The organism is Ruegeria sp. O5 (assembly GCF_056535105.1).
In genome coordinates, this window is the sequence record NZ_JBQERN010000001.1 from 541,364 (window position 1) to 565,119 (window position 23,756).

Sequence of the window (23,756 nt, forward strand, 5' to 3'; positions counted from 1 at the left end):
GGAGATCGCCGTGTTTAACGAGTACAAATCACGCCGGGCCGCGTCCAAGTCGAACGTGTTGATTCTGGAACGGCCGATCGAGGTGCCAAAGTCCAAAGCAACACCAGAGCCGGTGGACGTTGACCTGCAAGCACATCTGGAGCTTAAAAGCCGCCTGCACAGTGAGCTTCTCGACCGTCTGAACCTGTCTGTGATCGACAAGGTCGAACGGTCCGAACTGAAACGTCAGATCGCCGCGCTGGTCACAGGGCTGATCGAGGCCGAACGCCTTCATTTACGGTCCGAGGCATTTACGGCCCTTGTTGATGAGCTCATTCACGAAGTGATGGGTCTGGGCCCGCTGGAACCCCTTTTGGAAGACCCGACCATCAACGACATTCTCGTCAACTCTTATGATCAGGTCTATGTGGAACGATTTGGCCTGCTCGAGCAATCCTCCGTGCGCTTTCGCGACGAACGCCATCTGCTTCGGATCATTGACAAGATCGTCAGCCGGGTCGGCCGCCGTATTGATGAATCCCAGCCATGGGTCGATGCGCGTCTGGAAGACGGAAGCCGGGTCAACGCGATTATCCGCCCGTGTTCAGTTGATGGGCCGGCGCTGTCGATCCGCAAATTCTCGCGCAATCCTCTGACCATCGACAAGTTGGTCCAGCGGGACAGCATGAACGAACAGGCAGCCAAACTTCTGGCCGCGCTGGTCGAAGCCAGGCTGAACATTCTGATTTCTGGCGGCACCGGTTCGGGCAAAACAACAATGCTGAATGCCGTTTCATCCTATATCGACGGCAAGCAGCGTATCGTGACAATCGAAGATGCGGCCGAACTTCAGTTACAACAAAGCCATGTCGTCCGCTTGGAAACCCGTCCCCCCAACTCGGAAGGTCAAGGGGTGATCACGCAGCGGGATCTGGTGCGCAACGCGCTCAGGATGCGGCCTGACCGCATTATTGTCGGCGAAGTCCGTGGTGCCGAATGCTTTGACATGCTTCAGGCCATGAATACGGGACATGACGGCTCCATGACGACCGTACATGCGAATTCGGCCCGCGATGCGCTCAGCCGGGTCGAACAGATGGTGACGATGCTGGGGGCGGACCTGCCCGTCAGAACCATCCGGTCTCAAATCGCCTCGGCCATTCAGATCGTCCTGCAACTCAGCCGTCTGAGCGACGGGACACGCAGGGTCGTCAGTATTTCCGAAATCACGGGCATGGAAGACGATACGATTACGATGCAGGACATCTTTGTCTTCAAGCGCCGTGGCAAGTCTGAAAACGGCGACGTTCTGGGAGAGTTCCTGCCGACCGGCATACGGCCAAAATGCTTCGACCAGCTGGTGGCGGCGGGTGTCGATGTGGACACCAACATGTTTATTCACGGGGCGACGACATCATGATTGACCTTCAGCCCAACATACTGAACATCCTGATCTACGTGTCGATTTTTCTGGGTATTCTGCTTGCCTACGAAGGCGTTCACCAGCTTCTGGCGCGCAAGGAAACGCATGGCGAAGCCAGAAACCGCCGCATGAAACTGATCCAGAACGGGGCTTCGACGGATCAGGTGTTGCAGCTGCTTCGCGATCCCGCAATGCTGGCTGCTGGTGAAAAAGCCGGGCTGATTACGCGGTTTCGCCGTCTGCTTGTGCAAGCTGGTTTGACGGTCAACCCGATTTGGGTCGTGCTCGCCGTCTCCCTTCTGGTTATGATGATCTTTTTCGGGGCCTCCCGGTTCCTTGCACCGGAACTGGCAGTCATTCTGAGCGCTGTGTTCGGCCTCATCGGCCCGGTTATCGTGCTGGTCGCCATGAAAGACGCCCGCGCGAAGAAACTGACGAAACAACTGCCTGACGCGTTAGACCTGATGGCTCGAGGGCTAAAGGTGGGGCATCCCGTTGCAGTGACGGTTGGAAACGTTGCCTCTGATCTGCCGGATCCGATCGGGTCAGAGTTTGGCATCATCAAAGACCAGATCAACTATGGTGATGACGTCGCGACCGCCTTTCACGACTTTGCGCAACGGGTCGGAACAGAGGATGCAAAATACCTTGCCGTAAGTATCGGCATTCAGCATGGAACCGGCGGCAACCTGTCCCGCGTTCTAAGCATTCTGTCCCAGACCATCCGCGACCGGCACACGATGCAAAAAAAGATCAAGGCAATCTCTGCCGAAGGTCGCCTGAGCAGCCTTATCCTCACGATTTTGCCGGTCATCATTTATCTTTCGATCGAGATCTCCACGCCAACATTTTACGGCGACGTACGCAGCGATCCGCTGTTTCCGTATTTCGCCCAGGTGATCATTGGCCTGACAATTGCCCAGGGTTTCATCCTGAAGCGGCTGGTTAAATTCAGATTCTAAGGGGAATTGGGATATGGATATTCTTCAGGACATTCTAAACGATCCGCGCATCACACCGCAGTTGATCCTGTTGGTCGGTATTGCCCTTAGTGTTTTCTTTGTCGTCATGGGCCTTTCCGGATTTACGGCAAGTGAAAACACGGCAGCACGCCGTATGCGCGTTGGGTCGGTTTCACAAGGGCATGGGCAGGATTTTGACCTTATCCAGGGTGACAACAGCGACCCGCACGGGCTGCTGAAGGCCTTCGTCCCGTCGTCAAAACGCGAACGCTCCAGGATCGGGAAGCTGTTGAAACAGGCCGGAATTCGGCAAAAGCACGCCATTCGCACCTATTATACCTTTCGGGTCGTCCTGGGATTTGTGTTGCCTGCCGCGTTCGTCGCAACCATGGCTTTGCCGATCGAAACGCAAGTTCAGTTAGGGATCGCCGACCTTTTGCAGGGTGTTACCTGGATAAACACAATGCAGATCGTGACGGCACTGATGGTCCTGGGCTTTTATGGCCCGGCACTGTGGTTGCGGCGCCGCATAAAGAAACGCCGCCAGGCCATCGAACACAGCCTGCCTAACGCGCTTGACCTGCTGCAAGTCGCTATCGAGGCCGGGCTGGGCTTTGACGCGGCGATGATCCGGGTCTCGCATGAAATGGCCAAGGCAGCTCCGGAAATCTCGCAGGAGTTTTCGGTTCTTCAACTGGAGTTGCAGGCAGGCAAAGAACGTCAGGCCGCCTTTCTGGACATGGCGAACCGGGTCGGTATCGACGAGATGAACTCGTTCGCGAACGCCTTTTTGCAATCCAACCAGTACGGAACCAGCATATCCGCATCGTTACGCCGCTTCGCCACTGACATGCGGCTTGACCGAGAACTTCGCGCCCAGGAAAAGGCAAACCGTCTGCCTGTGCAGATGTCTGCCGTGATGGCCATGTGCATGATGCCTGTCCTATTGCTGATTTGTCTGGCACCAATGCTGATCCGGTGGGTCAACATGTTCGGGCAAGGGTAACGCAGCGACAATGGTGTTCGCATAGCTGACTACCCGGAAACAGCGGACCTTAGGGGGGTCCGCTTTTCTTTTGTTCCAACAGCTCTCGACTCCGGGCCAAGGGTCGGGCTATCAGCCCGAAACATCATTTCATCGCCGAGGTCCCGCCATGATCCCCAGTTCTTTTCCCGATAGCACTGAAATCGCTCGCCTGACGGCCCGGATGCTGCTGGAGATCAAGGCCGTCCACTTCAACGCGCGCGAGCCGTTCACGCTGGCGAGTGGCCTTCCCAGCCCGACCTATATCGATTGCCGCAAGCTGATCTCCTACCCGCGCATTCGTTCCACGCTGATGGATTTTCTGACTGTTACGGTAATGCGGGACGCGGGTTTCGAAGCCTTTGACAACATTGCGGGCGGCGAAACTGCGGGCATCCCCTTTGCCGCGATGGTGGCCGAACGTATGGCATTGCCGATGACCTACGTGCGCAAAAAACCCAAAGGTTACGGGCGCAACGCCCGCATTGAAGGCGCAATGAGCGAAGGTGAACGCGTGTTGCTGGTCGAGGACCTGACTACCGATGGCGGTTCGAAACTGTCCTTCGTCGATGCAATTCGCGAAACTGGTGCCACCTGCGGGCATACGGCTGTGATCTTCTACTACGGTATCTTCCCCGAAACCGAGAAGACGCTGGGCGACCATGGTGTAAAGCTGCATCACCTTTGCACGTGGTGGGATGTTCTGGCCGAGGCCAAGGCGCAAAAAGCCTTTGATCAGGAAACACTTGACGGGGTCGAGGCGTTTCTGAACGACCCGCGAGGCTGGCAGGACGCGCGAAAATCGTGATTTTCAGCCTGTGGACGGCTTGGGGATAGTTGATTTTCGAATCGCATCAAAGCACGCCTATCTAGTCAAGATATCCAGCCACCACACCAAATGTTGCGATAACGCTGCGCCCGTGTAAAACTGGTGCTAAGTTATCCCCATTGAGGTGGGCAGTTATCCCAAGGCGGGGGGCAGTTATACCAACTTACCCCCATTCATTTGCAGATAGCTTGAACCGGGGCGTGGCGTGTAGAACCTCGGAACGGGCAGCGGGGACATTATGAACGAGATCAGCAGTATCGAGCAGGCAGCGGCGCATATTCAGAACGCCGAAACCATGCCGCATTCCATTGAGGCTGAACAGCAGCTTCTGGGTGCAATTTTGACGAATAACGACCTTTACGACCGGGTCGCTTCGATCATTGGGTCCGAGCATTTCTATGACCCGGTTCATGCCCGCATTTATGAGGTCGCGGCCGCACGCATTGCAAAGAACGCGCTGGCCTCGCCTGTGACGCTGAAATCCTTCATGGCCGAGGATGAGGGCCTGAAGGAATTGGGCGGGCCCGCTTATCTGGTCAAACTGGCCGGCGCGTCGATCAGTGCCTTTGCGGTACATGATTACGCCCAGATGATCTATGACCTCGCCATCCGGCGCGAGTTGATCCGCTTGGGCCGCGACATCTCCGACAAGGCCGCGCGGGTCGATGTAGCCAGCGAACCGAAAGAACAAATCGTCGAGGCCGAACAACAGCTTTATCAGCTTTCCGAGCAGGGCCAGACCGAACAAGGGTTCCAGTCCTTCCTCAAGGCGGTCACAGAAGCCGTCAATGTCACCAACGAAGCCTACCAGCGCGGTGGCGGCATGGCTGGGATCTCGACCGGTCTGGTCGATCTCGACAAACAACTGGGTGGTCTTCACCCCTCGGACCTGATCATTCTCGCAGGTCGTCCGTCGATGGGGAAAACCTCGCTGGCGACCAACGTGGCCTTCAACGTGGCCAAAGCATACAAACGCGGTCTGAAACCGGATGGTTCCGAAGGCGCAATTGACGGCGGGGTCGTCGGCTTTTTCTCACTTGAGATGAGCGCCGAACAGCTGGCCGGGCGGGTTCTGGCTGAGGCGTCCGAAATCTCTAGCCACAAAATCCGTCAGGGCGACATGACCGAGGCCGAATTCCGCCGTTTCGTTGATGCGGCCAAAGAACTTGAAGCCTGCCCGCTTTTTATCGACGACACGCCCGCCCTTCCGATTTCTCAGCTTGCCGCACGCGCGCGACGGTTGAAACGCACACATGGGCTGGACCTGCTGGTGATCGACTATCTGCAACTGTGCCGCGGCATGTCCGACAACCGGGTTAACGAGATTGCCGAGATTTCAATGGGCATGAAAGCAATCGCCAAAGAACTGAACATTCCGGTGATTGCCCTGTCGCAGCTTTCCCGCCAGGTCGAAAACCGAGACGACAAACGTCCGCAGCTGTCAGACCTGCGTGAATCAGGATCGATCGAACAGGACGCCGATGTTGTGATGTTCGTATTCCGCGAGGAATACTACAAAGAACGTGAAAAACCCGGCGATCACGAGCTTGAGAAGATGGAAGAATGGAAACAGGCCATGGAACGCCTGCACGGCAAGGCCGAGATTATCGTTGGCAAACAGCGCCACGGTCCTATCGGCACGGTCGAGCTATCGTTCGAGGCGCAATTCACCCGGTTCGGTAATCTTGTCAAACCCTGGCAGCAGGGTGGTGAAATCGAAGGTTATTGATCGCGAAAAGGACAGCCTTACTTGGGTTTTCCTGACCTTCTTTTGATTGTTGGCAAAGCAAAAAAGGTTCTGTGAACCTTTCGCACAATTCAGGATCTGATGCGCGAACCAAGAATAAGTTCTGCCCGCCTATTCACTGACAGTTTGAACCTTGCACTCACCAAAGCGTCGGATTGTTCAACGCGGAAACACATTGCGACGGGCCGCTGAGTGGCGCAAGTGCCTGACCATCCAGCGACTGCCCCAGCCAGCCATGCGGATGGCTCAGCTTTAGCGGCGGTTGTGCAGTGGCCTCAGAAATCTGTTCGAAACCTGTTTTTCGATAGTAAGCGGGATCACCATAGGTGAGCGCCACGTTCACGCCTGATGCCCGCAGGCAATCCAGACCATAAGCAATCAAAGCCTGCCCAATCCCGGCTTTTTGCCTGTCTGTTCGGACAGCCATAGGCGACAGGATAAATACCCGGCGCGCATCCTGTGGAAACAGCATTCGGGAAAAGATGGCACAACCAAGCAGCACCTGATCGCGTCGCGCGGTGCACACCATCAGGTCCTGTGGTGGGGTGGTATCGATCATCTCTTGCACGAAAGCTTCGATAATCGCCCCCTCGTCCGGACCTTCCGACGCCGAAAATACTTCTGCGAAAAACCGGGCTGTTTCGGACGGATCTGGCGTTTGTTCGGTATAAAAATCCATGATTTCCTCGGGATATGCCGCCGCACCGTTTTTTGCCGCGATGGGACGATCTTGTTCACAAGATCACTTTAACACCTATGTGAAGACAATCCCGAAAACGGCCTAGCACAGCAGTAAGTCGCCAAAATGTCTGCTTTTTTGGGTGTTTTCCGCCATACCTGTCGTTTGATGGGCGCAATCTGTCGCGGAAAAAGCCCTTTCCCTCTTGACCTTGGACGGCGCAATGTCATGAACAGTCCCATGAGTACTGCACGTTTAACGATCAATCTTCAGGCCCTCGCCAGAAACTGGCGGGCACTCGACGCGAAAACCGGGGTCGAAACCGGTGCCGTGGTCAAAGCAGATGCCTATGGGCTGGGCGCAGGACCTGTCAGCGACACGTTGGCAGAAGAAGGTGTTCGCAAGTTTTTCGTGGCTGCTGCAGAAGAAGGCACAACCGTTCGCGAGGCCGTTGGCCCCGGCCCGATGATTTTCGTTTTTTCGGGACATATGGAAGGCGATGCCGATCTGCTGCGCGGCAACAACCTGATACCGCTGATCAACTCGCCAGAACAGTTTCTACGCCATACAGAGACCCTGCCCGACCACCCGTTTGGTATCCAACTGGACAGTGGTATGAACCGGCTTGGTCTTGAACCTGCTGACTGGGCTGAGTTGCGTTCCAAGGCCGAAGCCTTGAACCCGGCACTCATCATGTCTCATCTGGCCTGCTCGGACGAGCCGGAACACCCGATGAACCAGCAACAACTGAAAACCTTCCGCGACATGACTGATGGGGTCGCTGCGCCGCGCTCCCTGGCAGCGACGGGCGGGATGCTTTTGGGGCCTGAGTTTCATTTTGACTTCTGTCGCCCGGGTATTGGTCTTTATGGCGGAATGCCCTTTGTCGGTGCAAAGCCTGTCGTAACCGTAGACCTTCCTGTCATCCAGGTGCGCAAGTTGGCCGTGGGCGAGACCGTGGGTTATGGAAACACCTGGGTGGCGCGACGGCCGTCCCGGATCGCCACCGTTGCTGCCGGCTATGCAGACGGCCTGCATCGCGCTATTGGCGGCGGCATCGACACATTTGCGGGCGACCAACCCTGCCCAGTTGTTGGACGTATCTCAATGGACCTGATAACCGTGGACGTCACGGACCTGCCGAAAGACCCGGAGCGCCTGCGCATTCTCAACGGTCATCAAACCGTTGATGATCTGGCCGAGGCTGCTGGTACAATTGGCTATGAAATCCTGACATCAATGGGCAGTCGCTATTCGCGGGGCTACGTGGAATGAACCCAATCAGCGCGCTGGGGGGGCTGGGCCGCACCGTGCTGGGCCTGCTTGCGGCCTTTGGCCGGGTGGCCCTGTTCGCGCTTGATGCAGTGTCGCACATCCTGCGCCCACCCTTCTATCCGCGTGAATTCGGGATGGCCCTGCTGAATATCGGCTGGCTGTCCCTGCCCGTCGTCGGCCTGACCGCCATTTTCACCGGCGGCGCGCTGGCTTTGCAAATCTATGCGGGCGGTGCACGGTTTAACGCCGAGGCCGTCGTGCCCCAGATCGTCGCTATCGGCATGGTGCGCGAACTTGGCCCGGTTCTGGTCGGCCTGATGATCGCCGCGCGCGTGACCTCGTCCATCGCGGCCGAGATCGCCACGATGAAAGTGACCGAACAAATCGACGCTCTGGTCACGCTGTCGACCCATCCGATGAAATACCTTACTGCTCCACGTGTGCTGGCCGCGCTGATCACCGTGCCTGCACTGGTCGCCGTAGGTGACGTTATCGGGATTGCGGGCGGGTACACTGTCGCTACGCAGAATCTGGGCTTCAACCCGGCGGCGTATCTGAAAAACACGGTCGATTTCCTTGAGATGCGCGACATAGTATCGTCTCTGGTCAAAGGCGCGGCCTTTGGCGTGATCGCGGCTATCATGGGTTGCTATTACGGCATGAACTCGGGCCGTGGCGCACAGGGTGTCGGTCGCGCTACCAAAGGGTCGGTCGAGGCCGCAGCCGTGTTGATCCTCGCCGCAAACTTTGTTCTCACGGGGGTGTTCTTCTCGCTATGATCCGGATGGAGAACGTACATAAAGCCTTTGGCGACAACCGTGTGTTGCAAGGCATGAACCTTGAGATTCCCAAAGGCACCTCAATGGTGATCATTGGCGGCTCGGGCACCGGCAAGTCGGTGGCATTGAAGTGCATTCTGGGTTTGATCCACCCTGACAGTGGCGTGATCTACGTGGACGGCAAAGATGCACAATCCGGTGACAGGGATGCGTTTCTGGCCAGGTTTGGAATGTTGTTTCAGGGCGGTGCGCTGTTCGACTCGCTGACCGTCTGGCAGAACGTCGCCTTCCGCCTGCTGCGCGGCTCGCTGAAACGTCCAACCGAGGAAGCGCGCGAGATCGCCATCGAAAAACTGCGCCGCGTGGGCCTGAAATCCGACGTGGCCGACCGTTTTCCGGCAGAACTGTCAGGCGGGATGCAAAAACGCGTGGGCCTTGCCCGCGCCATCGCCGCCGAGCCTGAGATTATCTTTTTTGACGAACCCACCACCGGCCTCGACCCGATCATGTCCGGCGTCATCAACGACCTGATCCGCGAGATCGTAACTGAGATGGGCGCCACCGCGATGACCATCACCCACGACATGAGCTCCGTCCGCGCGATTGCTGACAACGTGGCCATGCTGCACGGAGGGGTGATCCAGTGGACCGGCCCGGTCAGCCAGATGGATGCCTCAGGTGATCCCTATGTGGAGCAGTTCATCAGCGGGAGCGCTGAGGGGCCGATTGAGGCGGTGCGTTGATAGCAGTGATGCTGGACAAATAAATCAAAAATCATCGACGGAAATCTGACAGTTTTGCGTTAAACCAGCGCAACGTTAAAGTTTGTCGGAGCTTCCCCATGCCTACTTCGTATTCTCGCGCGCAAATCGCCCTTCACTGGGTCATTTTCGTTCTGATCGCAATTCAATTTCTCTTTCACGAGCCGATGTCTGAAGCCTGGGATCAATTCGAACGCGGATTGCCTGTCTCTTTTCAAGCACCAGTTGCTCTTCATGTATTCGGAGGATTGCTTGTCCTTGCGCTCGCGATTTGGCGGATTGCACTACGTCTGACCCGCGGCGCGCCGCCGCTACCGGAAAAAGAAACAGCCGCGATGAAGCTCGCCGCACATATCACGCACTTCTCACTCTATGCGTTGATGGTGCTGGTGCCCGCCTCAGGTGCCTTGGCCTGGTTTGGTGGGATAGCAGCGTCCGCCGAAGTGCATGAAATCCTGAAAACGCTAATGCTTGTTCTGATTGTCTTGCATTTTCTGGCTGCCTTGTTCCATCAGTTCATTCTTAAAACCAACCTGATGGCTCGTATGAAGCGCGCAGGATAAGCTTTTGAACAAGCATCCTTGAACCCACGATCCAACACCGTAATGTCAGGCGGTCAAACATAATAGCGTTGGCCGCCATGATATTGCGTTTCGCAACCCTGTCACTTTTGGTTTTCTACCCCATCGCGTGGTTCGCCCCGCTGATGCGCGCAGGGTTTCTGCCGATCTTTGGCCTTAGCGAAATCAGCGTCATCACCGGCCTCCAGTCGCTTTGGAAATCCGACATCTTCCTTGCGCTGATCGTCACCATCTTCGCCCTTTTCGCGCCCTACATCAAAACCATTGGCACCGCGCTGATACAGTGGAACCTGCTAGATGCCCGTGTGCAGCCTGCGCTGAGTATCCTAGGCAAGCTGGCGATGGCGGATATCTTCCTGATCGCGCTCTACATCACGCTGGCCAAAGGTATCTCTTACGCCACTGTTGAGACCGCATGGGGTCTCTACCTGTTCACGGCCTGCATCCTTGCCTCCATCGCTTTGGGCATTCTCACCGAACGCCACTGCAAAACCAACGCCCGGACATAGGGCGCTGACGAAGAGGAAAGCCCTGCAAGGGCTTGAAGAACCGCCCGTCCTCGGGCACCAAGACGTCATGGCAAAACCAACCTTCTCCTGCTCCGCCTGCGGCGCATCCCATTCCCGCTGGTCGGGCCGCTGCGACGGATGCGGCGAGTGGAACTCGATCATCCAGGACGTACCTCTGTCGGCAGGCCCAGCCAAGAAATCGCTGGGCTCGAAACGCGGGCGGTCGATGACGCTCACCGACCTGTCGACCGAGGAAACGCCACCACCCCGCACGCTCTGCGGCGTGGAAGAGCTGGACCGGGTGCTTGGCGGCGGGCTTGTTCCCGCATCTGCCCTGTTGGTGGGCGGCGACCCCGGTATCGGTAAATCCACCCTGCTGCTGCAAGCGGCCGCCCGCTTTGCCCGTGCTGGCGTCAAGACAATCTATGTCTCGGGTGAAGAAGCCAGTGCGCAGGTTCGCATGCGGGCGCGCCGCCTTGGGCTGGAAAATGCGCCGGTGCAACTTGCTGCCGAAACCAACCTGCGCGACATTCTTACCACGCTTGAAGCCGAGAAACCCGGTCTGGCGATCATCGACTCGATCCAGACCATGTGGGCCGACAATGTCGACAGCGCGCCGGGGTCCGTGTCGCAAGTCCGGGCGGCTGCTCATGAACTGACCGCCTTTGCGAAACGGCACGGCGTGTCGATCATCATGGTCGGACACGTCACCAAGGAAGGCCAGATCGCAGGCCCCCGTGTTGTCGAACACATGGTCGATACGGTGCTGTATTTCGAGGGCGAGCGCGGCCACCAGTTTCGTATCCTGCGGGCGGTCAAGAACCGCTTTGGTCCCGCCGACGAAATTGGCGTGTTCGAGATGACAGGCAAAGGGCTGTCGCAGGTCACCAACCCCTCGGCCTTGTTCCTGTCCGAACGCGGTACGCCCAGCCCTGGCTCTGCGGTCTTTGCCGGGATTGAGGGCACACGGCCCGTTTTGGTCGAATTGCAGGCCCTTGTCGCCCCGTCCCCCCATTCGCAACCACGCCGGACAGTGGTGGGCTGGGACAGCGGGCGGCTGGCGATGATCCTTGCCGTGCTCGAAGCGCGTTGCGGCATTCCCTTTGCCGGTCTCGACGTCTATCTGAACGTGGCCGGCGGGTTGAAAGTCAGTGAACCCGCCGCCGATCTGGCCGTTGCTGCTGCATTGCTGAGCGCACGCGAAGACACGGCCCTGCCCTCAGACACCGTCGTTTTCGGGGAAATCTCGCTATCCGGGGCACTTAGACCGGCTCCGCAGACAGAAAACAGGTTGAAAGAAGCACAAAAACTTGGTTTCACAGCGGCAATAGCTCCGGCAGGTGGCAAAACCGGTACTGTGGCAGGTCTGACACTCACCCGACCCTCAGATTTGGTGGGGTTTGTTGGCGAAACCTTCGGAGCAGGTTAAAGTCGCGCCTTGAGGGGCAGAAAAAGAACAGGCGAGGGCCATGGAAGGTTTTACAATAATCGACGGGGTGGTTGCCCTGATCATCGTGCTGTCAGGCTTGCTGGCCTACTCGCGTGGGTTCATGCGCGAAGTTCTGGCCATCGCGGGTTGGGTTGCGGCGGCCGTTCTGGCGTTCATCTTCGCCCCGCAGGCTGTACCTCTGGTCAAGGAAATCCCGGTCGTCGGAGATTTCCTGCGTGACAGTTGCGAACTGTCCGTGATCACCGGGTTTGCAGCGGTCTTTGCGGTGGCGCTGATCGTGGTCAGTATCTTCACACCGCTGTTTTCATCACTGGTCCAGCGCTCGGCCCTTGGCGGTCTGGATCAGGCTCTGGGGCTGTTCTTCGGCATCGCTCGTGGCATTCTTCTGGTTGCGATCGCATTCTTCGTTTACGACACCGTGATGACCGGCCAGTCTTACACAATTGTTGATGAAAGCCGGTCGGCCAAGGTGTTTGAACAGTTCAGCGGCCAGATTGAGGAACAAAACCCCGAGGCGGCTCTGGGGTGGGTTACGACTCAGTATGAACAGCTGGTCGCCAGTTGCACGGCAGGAAACGCTGAACCGGCAACAACTGCACCTTCCAACGGCTGATAGAGGCAGATCACCAATTCATGAAAGCCCGGCCCTGCCGGGCTTTTTTGTTGCAGATCAGACAAACCCCTCGCCACCGCACACGGTACAGCGGATTGTTTTCAAACCAAAGCACCCGTCACATCGACTGAAGATCGGTTTTCCAAAGATATCTCTGCTTTTGGCGATCTCACCCGCTCCGTTACAGATCTGGCACGATGCGCGCCCCAATCCTCGGCACCGATGGCACCGCTGCCTGATCCGTTCCTGGTTCTTGTGAGGAGGTTTATGCTGCCACATTCAGGTCCCCCCGAGGTGCTGAGTTTTAGCAGTTAATGTATGCAATCAAATGCATGACAGCACATATGTTTGCGCATGTCACCATCTTCGTTTTTCTACGTCGACATACGCAAACTTGGCCTGCGGCATTTGGCTATTGTGATCCTTTGATGACAGCCACGCCAATAGGCATTATGTGGGGGCCAACCTGCCACGGAATCGGAGCCACCCATCTTGTACTTTCTGTATGAATGCGCGCTGATCGCAGTGATGGTCGCCCTAACGGCGTCTTGTTCCTGTGTAGCGAACATTTCCGCGCTGAAGATGCAGAAAGTTCGGTGCCGAACTGCGGTCAATCCTCGAATGATATCGTCATAGAAGTTGGAGCCCCTTGAATGTGTGGGATTTTAGGAATCGCAAGCCGGACACATGATGTCTTTGCTGAGATCTATGACGGGTTGCTGATGTTACAGCACCGGGGTCAGGATGCCTCCGGGATCGTGACCTACAACGGCGAATTCTTCCGGGAAAAGAAAGCCAATGGGTTGGTCAAGGACGTGTTCAACGCCCAGGATGCTGAAACCCTTCTGGGTCATATCGGCATGGGTCATGTTCGTTATCCCACGGCCGGATCACTCAGCGCGGCCGAAGCGCAACCTTTCTTCGTGAACGCACCCTACGGTATCTATCTTGTTCACAACGGCAACATCACCAACACAGCGGAACAGCGCGAGAAAGTGACCGGGAAATATAGTCGCCACCTGCGCACCACATCGGATTCGGAAATCCTGCTGAACGTGCTGGCCGACAAAGTGGCTGACGCCATCAAGGTGAACGGCAATTCGGATCCGATCCGAAACATCTTTGCCGGTGTTAAGATGACGATGGAACGGGTTCAAGGTGCCTACTCGGTAATCTGTCTGGTGGCTGGTGTTGGCATGCTGGCGTTCCGCGATCCATTTGGCATTCGGCCCCTGTCGGTCGCAAAGCGCAATGTCGACGGTCAGGGGGACGATTATGCCTTTGCTTCGGAAGACGTAGCCTTTGGCATCAACAGTTTTGAAAAGCTGCGCGATCTGCGCCCGGGCGAGGCCATCCTGATCGACCTGAAAGGCAACATGCACGAGTTTCAGGCGGTCGAAGGTAAGCTGACACCCTGTATCTTCGAGTATGTGTATCTGGCGCGTCCGGATTCTCTGCTGGACGGTGTCTCGGTTTACAAAACCCAGATGCGCATGGGACAGACGCTGGCGAAACAAATTCAGGACTCGGGCCTGGAAATCGACCGGATCATTCCCGTACCCGACAGCGCCCGCCCCGTGGCACTGGAAGCGGCAAAAATCACCGGCATCCCCTATCGCGAGGGGTTGGTGAAGAACCGCTATGTCGGGCGTACCTTCATCATGCCGGGTCAGGCCGAGCGACAGAAATCCGTCCGCCGCAAGCTGAACGCCGTTCCGCTGGAATTCGAAGGCCACAGCGTTCTGTTGATCGACGATTCCATCGTGCGCGGCAACACCATCAAAAAGATCGTTCAGATGTGCCGCGATGCCGGGGCCAAGAAGGTTTATGTGGCCAGCGCCTCGCCGCCGGTCAAATACCCCAATGTCTATGGCATAGACATGCCGACCAAGGCCGAGCTGATCGCAAATGGCAAAGAGATCGAAGAGATCCGTGAAGAGCTGGGCGCCGATGCACTGTTCTATCAGCATCTGGAGGACCTGATCTGGGCGGCCCAGGAAGGCAACCCGGACATCCAGGGATTTGATTGTTCCTGCTTTGATGGCAATTACATTACAGGCAGCGTTAGCGCGGATTACCTGGACAGTCTGGAAAACAGCAGCCGTGTCAGCCAGAAACGCGCGGATATGCAGGTTCCGGGCGGGTCGTGGAATGCGGCTAAACTCGCCTCAGGCTGAAAGACTCCGCCCACCGAGTGCACGTCCAGCTTCTGTTCAGACCGCGAATCAAACCGTTCGGCATGCAGAAAGGACAACCCTGTTCAGGGTGGCTCGCATCTATACTGTTCCACCGATGAGTGGAAATCTGCCACAACCCGGCGGCGATTCTTGCACGATCACAGGGACTAACAAAAAGGTCGCTACGTCGTGAATCGTGGAGTATGTGAAGGTCTTTTGCTTACCTGATCGTTTTGGTATCGGGCGGCAACCACTCACTCGAAATAAGGGGTTCGGAACTCATGCCGGGCCACGGACCATGTCAAACACCAATGTCAAAAGCGCGGCCACACAGCAGGGCGCGTTAAACAAGAACTCTGTTTCTGTTCTGGGGGTGTTCGGGCCCAAAACCGAACTGCACGCCTTGGTACGCCTGTCATCGGGCCGCGTGAAAGAGGTTGAACCCGGAAGCCGTGTCGCCTCGGGTACGGTGATAGCAATCGACGAACAGGGCATCATGCTGCGACAAAGCGGCCAGACCAAGCGGATCGCCATTCCCGGAAGCTAATCGCGACTTGACGCCCCTCGCGCAGGGGTTCAAACCGCAGCCATGACCGATCAGACAAAAATCGCCCTTATCACCGGGGCCTCTCGCGGGTTGGGCGCTGCGCTGGCCGAAGCGCTGGCACCTGAATACCATATCGTCGCCGTCGCCCGGACCACCGGCGGGCTGGAAGAGCTGGACGATCGTATCAAGGCGAAGGGCGGGTCAGCCACTCTGGCCCCCATGGACATCACCGATCCAAACGCCATGGCGACCCTGTGTCGTGGCATCCATGACCGTTGGGGCAAGGTTGACCTGTGGATGCACACAGCCATCCACACATCAGCACTGACGCCAGTGCATTTTGTTGACCCCAAGGAATGGGCCAAGGCGATCAACACAAATGCAAACGCGACCTCGGTTCTGATCCCCTATGTCTCACCCCTTCTGGGCGAGAGTGGCCATGCGGTGTTTTTTGACGATCCGAAAGCTGGCGAGAAGTTTTATGGCATCTACGGTGCCACCAAGGCCGCGCAGATGGCTCTGGCCCGCAGTTGGGCCGTCGAAACCGAACGCACCGGTCCTCGGGTTTCGGTTGTCGAACCCGCGCCGATGCCCACGGCCGTCCGTGCGCGTTTTCATCCCGGGGAAGACCGGAGCGTGTTGAACAGCACCAAGGATGAAGCTGCGCGGATTCTGGCACTGCTTTAGGAAATGGCCCTGACGGGCCATGCCTCTGGCGGGGATATTTGCAGCCAGGTGAAGCCTGGATCAGGCGATATGCACGCCGTTGCGCCCAGCCAGATCGACGAAGAATTGCCAGGCGACACGGCCAGAGCGCGACCCGCGCGTGGCTTGCCACTCAATTGCCTCGGCGCGCAAGATCTCTGCATCAACAGAAACGCCATAGGCGGCGCAATAGCGGTCGATCATCGCAAGATACTCGTCCTGATCACAGGGATGGAACCCAAGCCACAGGCCGAAGCGATCCGACAGCGAGACTTTTTCTTCGACCGCCTCGGAAGGATTGATGGCGCTGGAGCGTTCGTTTTCGATCATATCCCGCGGCATCAGATGGCGACGGTTTGAAGTGGCATAGAAGACCACATTCTCTGGCCTGCCTTCAATACCACCATCCAGAACAGCCTTGAGAGATTTGTAGTGCTGGTCATCGTGGCTGAACGACAGGTCATCGCAAAACAGTATGAACCTGTAGGGCGCTGCGCGCAGATGGTTCAGCAACCGCGCCACCGTTCCCATATCCTCGCGCTGCAATTCGACCAGTTTAAGGTCGGCATAATCAGCGCTCAGAGAGCCATGCACGGCCTTTACAAGGCTGGACTTTCCCATCCCCCGCGCCCCCCAGAGCAGCGCGTTATTTGCCTTGTACCCTGCTGCAAACCGGCGCGTATTGTCCATCAACGTGTCGCGAGAGCGATTGATGCCGACCAGGAGATCCAGATCGACCCGGTTGACATGTGTAACAGGTTCCAGTCGATCCGGTTCGACATGCCACACAAATGCCGGAGCAACGGCAAAATCAGGCGCCGCCAAAGGAGCCGGTGCCATGCGTTCCAACGCCTCGGCGATACGGTTCAGGGCTTGGTCGTCCATATGGGCCTCCGGTTTTGTCTTGAGGGGTTCAAAGCACGTTCCAATTGGCACAACAAGAGTTTCAAAAGAAAAAGGCGCGCCCACGGATGGCGCGCCCGTTTATTTTCGTCGGCAGATTTACTTGTCGTCTTCGAATTCCTGCATCAGGTCATCATCCGCTTCCGCTTCATCATCGTAATAACCGTCAGCGCGCAACTGGTCCTCGCGTTTTTTTTCTACTCGCGCGACCAGGAAGATCGAAATCTCGTACAGACCGTAGACCACCACAAACAGAATGATTTGTGTGATGACATCCGGTGGTGTGACGACTGCGGCCAGAACCAGAATGCCGACCACCGCATATTTACGAACAGCGCCCAGCCCCTCGGCACTGACCAGTCCTGCCTTCCCCATGAGAGTCAGGAGAACCGGCAGTTGGAAACATAACCCAAAGGCCACGATGAACTTGATCGTCAGGTTCAGATACTCCTGGGCTGAGCCCTGGAACACCACACTCAGCGGTGCCGCATTGACCCCATCGGCCACGGCTTCACCCTCAGCCCCGAATTGCTGGAACCCGAGAAAAAAGTCATAGGCCAGAGGCGTGACGACGTAGAAGGCAAAGCTTGCGCCCAGGAGAAACATAAAGGGCGAAGCCAGCATGAAAGGCAGGAACGCGTTTTTCTCGGACTTGTAGAGGCCCGGTGCTACAAAGCGCCACATCTGCATCCCGATATAGGGAAATGCCAGAATGAACCCACCCAATAAGGAAACCTTGATCGCAACAAAGAACCCTTCCTGTGGCGAGATGAAGATCAGGCCACAATCCTGCCCGCGCTCAGCCAGAACGTCACACAGGGGATTGGTCAGGAAATTGAAGATCGGCGTCGCCACTGAAAAACAGATGATCATACCGACCAGAAACGCCACAACGCTATGGATCAGCCGTGTGCGCAGTTCGGCCAGATGTTCGATCAACGGGGCCGAAGAATCGTCAATCTCGTCGGTTTTGCTCATGTCTTGCTTTCAGTGTTCAGCGCGGCTTCGGCCTCTTCTGCCTTGGCCAGTGCATCGGCTGCTTCCTTGGCCTTGCGCTCGGCGGTGGCACGGGCGGCTGATGCCTGTACCTTTTTGGCCTGCTCGGCCCGCTCGGCCGCCAGTTTACCCGTTTCGCTTTCAGGGTCGAACTTTGTAGGATCGATGCTTTTCGCCATCTCCTGCGCGGCTTGCTTGACACCGTCCATGGCCGATCCCACAGGGTTCACGGCAGCGTTGAGACCTTTCTTGATCTCATTCACCCCGGCCTGATCGGCGGCCTCGTTCATGGCGCTGCTGAACTCGCGCGCCATTCCGCGTGCCTTGCCGACAAAACGTCCGACATTGCGGAACAGCACCGGCAGGTCCTTTGGCCCCACAACGATCAGGGCAACGATGCCGATGACCAGAAGCTCGGTCCAGCCCAGATCAAACATCCGCGCTTACGCCTTGTCTTTCTCGGTTTCAGGTGTGACGTCCTTGGCCAGCTCAGAAGCGTCCTTTTCCAGCTCTTCCGAACCGTCCTTGACACCCTTCTTGAACGCGGTAATGCCTTTGCCAACTTCGCCCATCAGCGAACTGATCTTGCCGCGCCCGAACAGAACCAGAACCACAACGGCGATTAGCAGCAGGCCAGGAAGGCCGATATTGTTGAGCATGTCTTCTCTCCTATTTCGTCGGCACGTTTGCGCGCCGGGAACATCAACTGACTCAGTCTTTACGCCTCGATCGCTGGTCTCAAAAGGCATCTGCTACGGGTTGCGGGTAAAAATTTTGGAAAACGCGAGGAATCTAAAGGGTCGCAATTTTCAACTGACAGGTTTATGTCAGTTGCTATCCGTTAGGGATTTGGCATCGAAACAAGGTCAATGGAGATTTAAATGACCCACGTTGCTGAAATCGTCACCTTCACCCTGGCCAATGGCACCACACCGGAAGAGTTCGTGAAACTCAGTCAGGCCTCTGAGGCCTTTGTGCGCAGCGCGCCGGGCTTCGCCCATCGGCAGCTTAGCCAGGGCGAAGATGGTCGCTGGACCGATTATGTTGTCTGGACCGATTTGAAAGCGGCAGAGGACGCCGCTGCGCAGTTTCCGCAACAGGAATGTGCGGCAGGCATGATGGCGGTCATCAATCCCGATAGTATCCAGATGCGTCACGAGAAAGTCCTATGGAACATGACTGCCTAAACGCAGTCAGAACGGCGTGTCATGCGCCGCACTGACCGCCTGTTCGATATCATCCAGATCCTGCGCGATGGCAAACTGCACCGCGCGCAGGACATTGCGGACCGGCTTGAGGTGTCGGTCCGCACCATCTATCGCGACATGGATACGCTTGTTGCTTCGGGCGTTCCAGTCGAGGGAGAGCGCGGTGTCGGCTACATGGTGCGCGAGCAGATCACCCTGCCCCCGTTGAACCTGACCACAGCCGAGCTTGAGGCGCTGAATCTTGGCATGGCCATCGTGGCTGAGGCCGCGGATACTGACCTGAAGGCTGCCGCACAATCGCTTGCCGACAAGATCGACGCTGTTTTGCCAACGCAGGTCGTGGCCGAGGCGGACAGCTGGAAATTCGCGGTCTACCCGTTTGCCGATGCCGCAAGGGGCCTTGCCCATATGGCACCGATCCGCGCAGCCATCAAATCACGTCAGAAACTTCACCTGTCTTATCGCCGCATCGACGGCGTTTTGACTGAACGCACCATCCGCCCGCTCCATATGGAATACTGGGGGAGGGTCTGGACCCTTACCGCCTGGTGTGAGCTGCGCAACGGATTTCGTGTTTTTCGAATCGACCTGATCGAAGCTGTTTCACCCCTTCCGGAGATCTTCGCCGACGAACCTGGAAAGCGCCTGAGCGACTATGACCCGTACGTCTGACAGGCTTCATCTTTTCAGAAATACTCTCGCCGAAGGCATGGCCCGGTACGGGCCATCTAGTCTCACTTCAGATAAGGTTCCGGGTCTACGGACTCGAATCCTTTGCGGACTTCGAAATGCACATAGGCATTGTCGCCGCCCCGCAGTTGAGCCAGCTTCTGACCACGGCGTACCTTATCGCCTTTCTTGACGGTGATCTTGTCGACATTTGCATAGACAGTCAGAAGATCGTTGTTGTGCTTGACCACAATGATCGGCACCTGATCCGCGTCCGCTGTGATCGCCGCGACAGTACCAGCCTCGGCTGCTGTGACCGACGTACCCGGCGCGGCAGCGATGTCGATGCCCTCATTCTTGCCCTTGTCATAGCCGCGAATGATAGTGCCGCCAACCGGCAGGGACAGCGCGGAAGTGCGCGTATTGGTTGGCGCTTCGGCGGTCACGTCGGGGGCCTCGGCCAAAGGCGCAACTTTTTCATCCGGCAAGGGCTGCGTAGCGCTGGGTGGCGTCGGCGTCGGTGATCCCTGTCCCGGTTCCGTCACCTCCGTGGCGGGAACGGGCGCGGCACTAGCCGCATTTTTCCTGGGCGCTGGCTGGTTCTTGACCGGAATCAACAAGTACTGACCTTCACGCACGGTAAAATCAGATCCCAGCCCGTTCCATTCCGCCAGAGATTCAACCGGCACCTGGTAGAGGCGCGAGATTGTATAGGCCGTCTCACCCCGCTTGACCTTGTGCCTGACCGGCTCCGGCCCAGCTGACACCGGCGCGGGTGTTGGTGCCGGTTTCGCGGGTTCCAGTGTTGTGGTCTGAACCGAACCCGACGACGGCACCTGATCAATTGCCGACCCGGCAACCGACGCGATGTCCACACCGCTGCCAGCACCAACAGTGCGTGGCAGTGCAAGAACCTCACCCTCTCTTAGCGTGTCCGTTGTCTGAAGACCGTTGAAACGCGAAAGCTCGCCCTCGGGCAGGCCAACCCGCGCGGCCACGTCCCGCACCGTATCGCCGCGGCGCGCCACGACCACCTGGTAGTTCGGATAGGTAATGACACCCCTGCTGTCTGGTGCCGGGCGGGATGCCGTCGCGGATTGCGCTGCATTGGTGGTCGAAAAGCCACCGATCTGCCCGCGAAGGTCATAATCCAGAGGCCCCTCGCACCCGGCCAGAATGGCCAGAGCGGCCACCCCGGTCGCACAGCGGCGCATTGCTGATTTGGATACTGCTCTCATAATTCTGTCCTCAACGCCTGCCCCTGTTACCCGGAGTTCCGGCGACCAATTCTTTAAGCCTATTACGCCTCGTCCTTTCCAAGCCCCTCCAGAAGGGGCACGAAACGGACAGACGTTAATTCGTCATAGTCCAGACCATCTTCGGTGCGCGTCACTTTGATCAACTGCTGCACCGCGTCCGACTGGCCCACGGGTAAAACCATAATACCCCCGATTTTCAGCTGCGCCAAGAGCGGGCCCGGAGGATCCTCGGCTGCGGCTGTTACAATGATCCGGTCAAAAGGGGCTTGTTCCGGCAGGCCAAATGACCCATCCGACAACATCGAAGTGATATTCGTCAGGCCCAGGTCGGCAAACAGCTTGCTTGTTTCGCTCACCAACCGCCTGTGGCGTTCCACTGTGTAGACCCGGCGGGCCAGTTTGGACAGGATAGCTGCCTGATAACCCGAACCTGTCCCAATCTCGAGCACCGTGTCCCGGGGCCTCACGTTCAGGGCCTGCGTCATCAGACCAACGACCGAGGGTTGACTGATCGTCTGACCGCAGGAAATCGGCAGCGGCATGTCCTCGTAAGCGCGCCCTGCGAACAGGCCGGTGACAAAGCGACCGCGGTCCACCTGCTCCATCGCAGCCAACACGCGCGCATCCGTGACCCCCCGTTTGCGCAGGGCAAACAGGAATTGCATTACAGTTTCAGGGTCCAGTCCGCTCATTCGACCGCCTTCAATGCCTCCAGCATGTCATGTGCAGTCAGGTCAGCGCGCATCGGCGTGACCGAGATATAGCCTTCCAGATTAACAGCCGCATCCGTTCCGGGTGCGGTCGGATTGTGCTGATAGCCGCCCTTGATCCACAGGAACCTCCGCCCCGAAGGCGAACTGTGCGGTTCGACCGAAAAACGCGTATCGCGCCGAAACCCCTGCGCCGCAATCCGCGTGCCCAGAACATCGTCTGCCGGAACCGGTGGGAAATTCACATTGTAGAACAGCCGGTAATCACCCTGTTCTGCCGGAGTTGCGTCCAGAATCCGGCGCACCAGATCTGCACCATACCGGGCGGCTGCCTCAAACGGGTCGTCTAGGCCCAGGTTGCGAGGGCCGAAATATTGCGACAGGGCAATCGCTGGGACGCCCTGCAATGCCGCTTCCATCGCGCCGCCGATCGTACCGGAATACAACGTGTTTTCGGCCGAGTTATTACCCCTGTTCACGCCGGACAGAACCAGATCGGGAGGGGTATCCAACATGACATCGTGAAGCCCTGCCAATACACAATCGGCAGGCGATCCTTCGGCTGCAAAGCGCCGCTCTCCCAGCTTGGCGACCATCATCGGGTGGGTATAGCTGATGCAGTGCCCGACCCCGGACTGTTCAAACGCGGGCGCGACCACCCAGACTTCTCCATCCGGTCCGGCCAGCTCAGCTGCAATCGCCTCAAGCGTGATCAAGCCCGGCGCATTGATCCCGTCGTCATTGGTCAGAAGAATTCGCATGTGCCCGATTTACCCCCGCGTTTGGCTCTTGATAGACCCGGGCCTGCGTTGCGGCAAGCGACGTGGCCCCGCAATCTGAGGATTTCGCGCACCACTTGGGCGGAAATCGAAGGATCAGCGCCTAGTCTCGGGAAAAACGAAACATCTGTCGCGGCGGATGGTCAGCCACATCACCCGGCCCGGATTGGGGACAAACACGTTCGGAACCGTCGCCCTCAGGATCGAACCATCATAGTCCATGCGGAACTCCACCAGGCTTTCATTGCCCAGAAATCGCGCACGTTCAACGACACCACGGGCTGCCACACCATCTGTTGGTGTCGGCAATGGCCCCTTGCCGTTGCGGTCAAAGTCCAGCTTGATGTGCTGAGGGCGAAAAACGATCTCGACATCCGTACCATTCGGAATGCCCGGCGCCAGGAACTGACCAAAGGGCGTGTCCGCCAATGCGCCATTCACTTGCGCTCGCAAAACGTTGACATCACTGAAAAACGCCACCGCTGCCTTGTCTGCGGGACGCGTATAGACGTTATAGGGCGCGCCCTGTTGCACGATCTTGCCACGCCGCATCAGGGCGATCTCGTCGGCCATGCGCATCGCTTCTTCCGGCTCGTGCGTGACCAGCAGTACGGCGGCATCTTCTTCCTTGAGAATGGCCAGCGTTTCGTCACGGATACCATCACGCAAACGGTTGTCGAGGCCCGAAAACGGCTCGTCCATCAGCATAATGCGGGGGCGCGGCGCCAGGGCACGCGCCAACGCCACGCGTTGTTGCTCGCCACCTGATAGTTGATGCGGAAAACCATCGATGAACCGCATCAGGTCGACCTTCTGCAACAACTCCTCGACCCGGGCGCGTTTTTCGTCCTTGTTGCCCTTAAGGCCGAAGGCTACGTTTTTGGCCACGCTCAGATGTGGGAACAGTGCAAAGTCCTGAAACATCAGTCCGATCTCGCGCCGTTCCGGAGGCACCCGGAACACGGTGTCGCAGATCAGCTTGCCATCAACATAAATCTCACCCGAGTCCTGCATCTCGACCCCGGCGATCATGCGCAACGTAGTGGATTTCCCGCAGCCCGACGGCCCCAGCAGACAAGTCACCTTGCCTGCCTGAACGGTCAGCGAAACATCATCCACAACAACCCGCCCCTCAAACCGACGGATAATGTTGCGAATTTCCAGACGCGGTGGAATTGCGTTACCTGTCACC

26 protein-coding genes are annotated in these 23,756 nt (G+C 57.6%); 17 read left to right on the top strand and 9 right to left on the bottom strand.

The window, feature by feature from the left end; translation table 11 throughout:
- Nucleotides 1–10: 10 nt before the first annotated feature.
- The 5 genes from ACR0M3_RS02650 (at nt 11) to ACR0M3_RS02670 (ending at nt 5,946) form a co-directional block, all read left to right on the top strand.
- Nucleotides 11–1,399 (top strand): TadA family conjugal transfer-associated ATPase, encoded by a 1,389-nt coding sequence (locus ACR0M3_RS02650; RefSeq protein WP_480909579.1) that lies wholly within the window; start codon nt 11–13, stop codon nt 1,397–1,399.
- Nucleotides 1,396–2,364 carry a type II secretion system F family protein gene (locus tag ACR0M3_RS02655; RefSeq protein WP_480909581.1) on the top strand — a complete coding sequence of 323 codons (969 nt, stop codon included), beginning with the start codon at nt 1,396–1,398 and terminating at the stop codon, nt 2,362–2,364. The genes ACR0M3_RS02650 and ACR0M3_RS02655 overlap by 4 nt, the downstream gene beginning before the upstream one ends.
- A 13-nt stretch (nt 2,365–2,377) precedes the next feature.
- Entirely contained in the window at nt 2,378–3,370 is a 993-nt protein-coding gene (locus tag ACR0M3_RS02660) for a type II secretion system F family protein (protein WP_480772789.1), read from the top strand.
- A 148-nt stretch (nt 3,371–3,518) separates the two neighbouring features.
- On the top strand, nt 3,519–4,196 hold the full coding sequence (locus ACR0M3_RS02665; protein WP_267366868.1) for an orotate phosphoribosyltransferase: 678 nt from the start codon (nt 3,519–3,521) through the stop codon (nt 4,194–4,196).
- A 259-nt stretch (nt 4,197–4,455) separates the two neighbouring features.
- Nucleotides 4,456–5,946 (top strand): replicative DNA helicase, encoded by a 1,491-nt coding sequence (locus ACR0M3_RS02670; RefSeq protein ID WP_267366870.1) that lies wholly within the window; start codon nt 4,456–4,458, stop codon nt 5,944–5,946.
- 157 nt (nt 5,947–6,103) lie between these two features.
- On the opposite strand, the gene ACR0M3_RS02675 is transcribed toward ACR0M3_RS02670, so the two are convergent.
- Complete coding sequence (locus ACR0M3_RS02675) at nt 6,104–6,643, bottom strand: GNAT family N-acetyltransferase (RefSeq protein WP_480909583.1); 540 nt, start codon at nt 6,641–6,643, stop codon at nt 6,104–6,106.
- Between the two features lie 240 nt (nt 6,644–6,883).
- Here ACR0M3_RS02675 and alr point away from each other — a divergent pair, with 240 nt between their 5' ends.
- The 10 genes from alr (at nt 6,884) to ACR0M3_RS02725 (ending at nt 16,022) form a co-directional block, all read left to right on the top strand.
- On the top strand, nt 6,884–7,918 hold the full coding sequence (alr, locus tag ACR0M3_RS02680; RefSeq protein WP_480909586.1) for an alanine racemase: 1,035 nt from the start codon (nt 6,884–6,886) through the stop codon (nt 7,916–7,918).
- Nucleotides 7,915–8,697, top strand: coding sequence for an MlaE family ABC transporter permease (locus ACR0M3_RS02685; RefSeq protein WP_209503739.1), 783 nt, complete (start codon nt 7,915–7,917; stop codon nt 8,695–8,697). Before alr ends, ACR0M3_RS02685 begins: the two co-directional genes overlap by 4 nt.
- Nucleotides 8,694–9,440, top strand: a complete 747-nt coding sequence (locus tag ACR0M3_RS02690; RefSeq protein WP_480485443.1) for an ABC transporter ATP-binding protein — start codon at nt 8,694–8,696, stop codon at nt 9,438–9,440. Before ACR0M3_RS02685 ends, ACR0M3_RS02690 begins: the two co-directional genes overlap by 4 nt.
- Nucleotides 9,441–9,538: 98 nt before the next feature.
- Nucleotides 9,539–10,021 (top strand): cytochrome b, encoded by a 483-nt coding sequence (locus ACR0M3_RS02695; RefSeq protein ID WP_267364177.1) that lies wholly within the window; start codon nt 9,539–9,541, stop codon nt 10,019–10,021.
- Between the two features lie 77 nt (nt 10,022–10,098).
- Nucleotides 10,099–10,548 carry a paraquat-inducible protein A gene (locus ACR0M3_RS02700; RefSeq protein ID WP_480909589.1) on the top strand — a complete coding sequence of 150 codons (450 nt, stop codon included), beginning with the start codon at nt 10,099–10,101 and terminating at the stop codon, nt 10,546–10,548.
- A gap of 67 nt (nt 10,549–10,615) precedes the next feature.
- Nucleotides 10,616–11,977 (top strand): DNA repair protein RadA, encoded by a 1,362-nt coding sequence (radA, locus tag ACR0M3_RS02705; RefSeq protein WP_480480631.1) that lies wholly within the window; start codon nt 10,616–10,618, stop codon nt 11,975–11,977.
- Between the two features lie 40 nt (nt 11,978–12,017).
- Nucleotides 12,018–12,611 (top strand): CvpA family protein, encoded by a 594-nt coding sequence (locus tag ACR0M3_RS02710; protein ID WP_267364181.1) that lies wholly within the window; start codon nt 12,018–12,020, stop codon nt 12,609–12,611.
- A gap of 653 nt (nt 12,612–13,264) precedes the next feature.
- Nucleotides 13,265–14,788, top strand: a complete 1,524-nt coding sequence (gene purF, locus ACR0M3_RS02715) for an amidophosphoribosyltransferase (RefSeq protein WP_267364182.1) — start codon at nt 13,265–13,267, stop codon at nt 14,786–14,788.
- A gap of 298 nt (nt 14,789–15,086) precedes the next feature.
- Nucleotides 15,087–15,335 (top strand): hypothetical protein, encoded by a 249-nt coding sequence (locus ACR0M3_RS02720; RefSeq protein ID WP_209503732.1) that lies wholly within the window; start codon nt 15,087–15,089, stop codon nt 15,333–15,335.
- A gap of 42 nt (nt 15,336–15,377) precedes the next feature.
- On the top strand, nt 15,378–16,022 hold the full coding sequence (locus tag ACR0M3_RS02725) for an SDR family NAD(P)-dependent oxidoreductase (RefSeq protein WP_267364183.1): 645 nt from the start codon (nt 15,378–15,380) through the stop codon (nt 16,020–16,022).
- A gap of 60 nt (nt 16,023–16,082) precedes the next feature.
- On the opposite strand, the gene ACR0M3_RS02730 is transcribed toward ACR0M3_RS02725, so the two are convergent.
- The 4 genes from ACR0M3_RS02730 to ACR0M3_RS02745 all read right to left on the bottom strand — a co-directional run bounded on the left by ACR0M3_RS02730 (nt 16,083) and on the right by ACR0M3_RS02745 (nt 18,598).
- Complete coding sequence (locus ACR0M3_RS02730; RefSeq protein ID WP_267364184.1) at nt 16,083–16,925, bottom strand: ATP-binding protein; 843 nt, start codon at nt 16,923–16,925, stop codon at nt 16,083–16,085.
- 117 nt (nt 16,926–17,042) lie between these two features.
- The gene (gene tatC, locus ACR0M3_RS02735; RefSeq protein ID WP_267364186.1) at nt 17,043–17,921 is read right to left on the bottom strand and encodes a twin-arginine translocase subunit TatC; all 879 of its coding nucleotides are present in this window, start codon (nt 17,919–17,921) and stop codon (nt 17,043–17,045) included.
- Nucleotides 17,918–18,376 (bottom strand): Sec-independent protein translocase protein TatB, encoded by a 459-nt coding sequence (gene tatB / locus ACR0M3_RS02740; RefSeq protein WP_209503728.1) that lies wholly within the window; start codon nt 18,374–18,376, stop codon nt 17,918–17,920. Before tatB ends, tatC begins: the two co-directional genes overlap by 4 nt.
- 6 nt (nt 18,377–18,382) lie before the next feature.
- The gene (locus ACR0M3_RS02745; RefSeq protein ID WP_209503727.1) at nt 18,383–18,598 is read right to left on the bottom strand and encodes a twin-arginine translocase TatA/TatE family subunit; all 216 of its coding nucleotides are present in this window, start codon (nt 18,596–18,598) and stop codon (nt 18,383–18,385) included.
- 222 nt (nt 18,599–18,820) lie between these two features.
- Between ACR0M3_RS02745 and ACR0M3_RS02750 the strand changes: the two genes are divergently transcribed.
- Nucleotides 18,821–19,126: a hypothetical protein gene (locus tag ACR0M3_RS02750; protein WP_267364188.1), complete on the top strand. Its 306-nt coding sequence runs from the start codon at nt 18,821–18,823 to the stop codon at nt 19,124–19,126.
- A gap of 21 nt (nt 19,127–19,147) precedes the next feature.
- Nucleotides 19,148–19,819: a helix-turn-helix transcriptional regulator gene (locus ACR0M3_RS02755; protein ID WP_267364189.1), complete on the top strand. Its 672-nt coding sequence runs from the start codon at nt 19,148–19,150 to the stop codon at nt 19,817–19,819.
- A gap of 62 nt (nt 19,820–19,881) precedes the next feature.
- Here ACR0M3_RS02755 and ACR0M3_RS02760 read toward each other — a convergent pair whose 3' ends face one another.
- The 4 genes from ACR0M3_RS02760 to ACR0M3_RS02775 all read right to left on the bottom strand — a co-directional run bounded on the left by ACR0M3_RS02760 (nt 19,882) and on the right by ACR0M3_RS02775 (nt 23,728).
- A complete protein-coding gene (locus ACR0M3_RS02760; protein WP_480480620.1) occupies nt 19,882–21,054 on the bottom strand; it encodes a peptidoglycan DD-metalloendopeptidase family protein in 1,173 nt (390 codons plus the stop codon).
- Between the two features lie 62 nt (nt 21,055–21,116).
- Nucleotides 21,117–21,767, bottom strand: coding sequence for a protein-L-isoaspartate(D-aspartate) O-methyltransferase (locus ACR0M3_RS02765; RefSeq protein ID WP_209503723.1), 651 nt, complete (start codon nt 21,765–21,767; stop codon nt 21,117–21,119).
- Entirely contained in the window at nt 21,764–22,546 is a 783-nt protein-coding gene (gene surE, locus ACR0M3_RS02770) for a 5'/3'-nucleotidase SurE (protein ID WP_267364192.1), read from the bottom strand. Before surE ends, ACR0M3_RS02765 begins: the two co-directional genes overlap by 4 nt.
- Nucleotides 22,547–22,660: 114 nt before the next feature.
- A complete protein-coding gene (locus ACR0M3_RS02775; RefSeq protein ID WP_480486463.1) occupies nt 22,661–23,728 on the bottom strand; it encodes an ABC transporter ATP-binding protein in 1,068 nt (355 codons plus the stop codon).
- Nucleotides 23,729–23,756: the final 28 nt, after the last annotated feature.

Excerpts from the sequence above, each read along its gene's own strand:
- ACR0M3_RS02655 (WP_480909581.1), top strand. The coding sequence starts at position 1,396 with ATGATTGACCTTCAGCCCAACATACTGAACATCCTGATCTACGTGTCG.
- ACR0M3_RS02660 (WP_480772789.1), top strand. The coding sequence starts at position 2,378 with ATGGATATTCTTCAGGACATTCTAAACGATCCGCGCATCACACCGCAG.
- ACR0M3_RS02665 (WP_267366868.1), top strand. The coding sequence starts at position 3,519 with ATGATCCCCAGTTCTTTTCCCGATAGCACTGAAATCGCTCGCCTGACG.
- ACR0M3_RS02670 (WP_267366870.1), top strand. The coding sequence starts at position 4,456 with ATGAACGAGATCAGCAGTATCGAGCAGGCAGCGGCGCATATTCAGAAC.
- ACR0M3_RS02675 (WP_480909583.1), bottom strand. The coding sequence starts at position 6,643 with ATGGATTTTTATACCGAACAAACGCCAGATCCGTCCGAAACAGCCCGG.
- alr (WP_480909586.1), top strand. The coding sequence starts at position 6,884 with ATGAGTACTGCACGTTTAACGATCAATCTTCAGGCCCTCGCCAGAAAC.
- ACR0M3_RS02685 (WP_209503739.1), top strand. The coding sequence starts at position 7,915 with ATGAACCCAATCAGCGCGCTGGGGGGGCTGGGCCGCACCGTGCTGGGC.
- ACR0M3_RS02690 (WP_480485443.1), top strand. The coding sequence starts at position 8,694 with ATGATCCGGATGGAGAACGTACATAAAGCCTTTGGCGACAACCGTGTG.
- ACR0M3_RS02695 (WP_267364177.1), top strand. The coding sequence starts at position 9,539 with ATGCCTACTTCGTATTCTCGCGCGCAAATCGCCCTTCACTGGGTCATT.
- ACR0M3_RS02700 (WP_480909589.1), top strand. The coding sequence starts at position 10,099 with ATGATATTGCGTTTCGCAACCCTGTCACTTTTGGTTTTCTACCCCATC.
- radA (WP_480480631.1), top strand. The coding sequence starts at position 10,616 with ATGGCAAAACCAACCTTCTCCTGCTCCGCCTGCGGCGCATCCCATTCC.
- ACR0M3_RS02710 (WP_267364181.1), top strand. The coding sequence starts at position 12,018 with ATGGAAGGTTTTACAATAATCGACGGGGTGGTTGCCCTGATCATCGTG.
- purF (WP_267364182.1), top strand. The coding sequence starts at position 13,265 with ATGTGTGGGATTTTAGGAATCGCAAGCCGGACACATGATGTCTTTGCT.
- ACR0M3_RS02720 (WP_209503732.1), top strand. The coding sequence starts at position 15,087 with ATGTCAAACACCAATGTCAAAAGCGCGGCCACACAGCAGGGCGCGTTA.
- ACR0M3_RS02725 (WP_267364183.1), top strand. The coding sequence starts at position 15,378 with ATGACCGATCAGACAAAAATCGCCCTTATCACCGGGGCCTCTCGCGGG.
- ACR0M3_RS02730 (WP_267364184.1), bottom strand. The coding sequence starts at position 16,925 with ATGGACGACCAAGCCCTGAACCGTATCGCCGAGGCGTTGGAACGCATG.
- tatC (WP_267364186.1), bottom strand. The coding sequence starts at position 17,921 with ATGAGCAAAACCGACGAGATTGACGATTCTTCGGCCCCGTTGATCGAA.
- tatB (WP_209503728.1), bottom strand. The coding sequence starts at position 18,376 with ATGTTTGATCTGGGCTGGACCGAGCTTCTGGTCATCGGCATCGTTGCC.
- ACR0M3_RS02745 (WP_209503727.1), bottom strand. The coding sequence starts at position 18,598 with ATGCTCAACAATATCGGCCTTCCTGGCCTGCTGCTAATCGCCGTTGTG.
- ACR0M3_RS02750 (WP_267364188.1), top strand. The coding sequence starts at position 18,821 with ATGACCCACGTTGCTGAAATCGTCACCTTCACCCTGGCCAATGGCACC.
- ACR0M3_RS02755 (WP_267364189.1), top strand. The coding sequence starts at position 19,148 with ATGCGCCGCACTGACCGCCTGTTCGATATCATCCAGATCCTGCGCGAT.
- ACR0M3_RS02760 (WP_480480620.1), bottom strand. The coding sequence starts at position 21,054 with ATGAGAGCAGTATCCAAATCAGCAATGCGCCGCTGTGCGACCGGGGTG.
- ACR0M3_RS02765 (WP_209503723.1), bottom strand. The coding sequence starts at position 21,767 with ATGAGCGGACTGGACCCTGAAACTGTAATGCAATTCCTGTTTGCCCTG.
- surE (WP_267364192.1), bottom strand. The coding sequence starts at position 22,546 with ATGCGAATTCTTCTGACCAATGACGACGGGATCAATGCGCCGGGCTTG.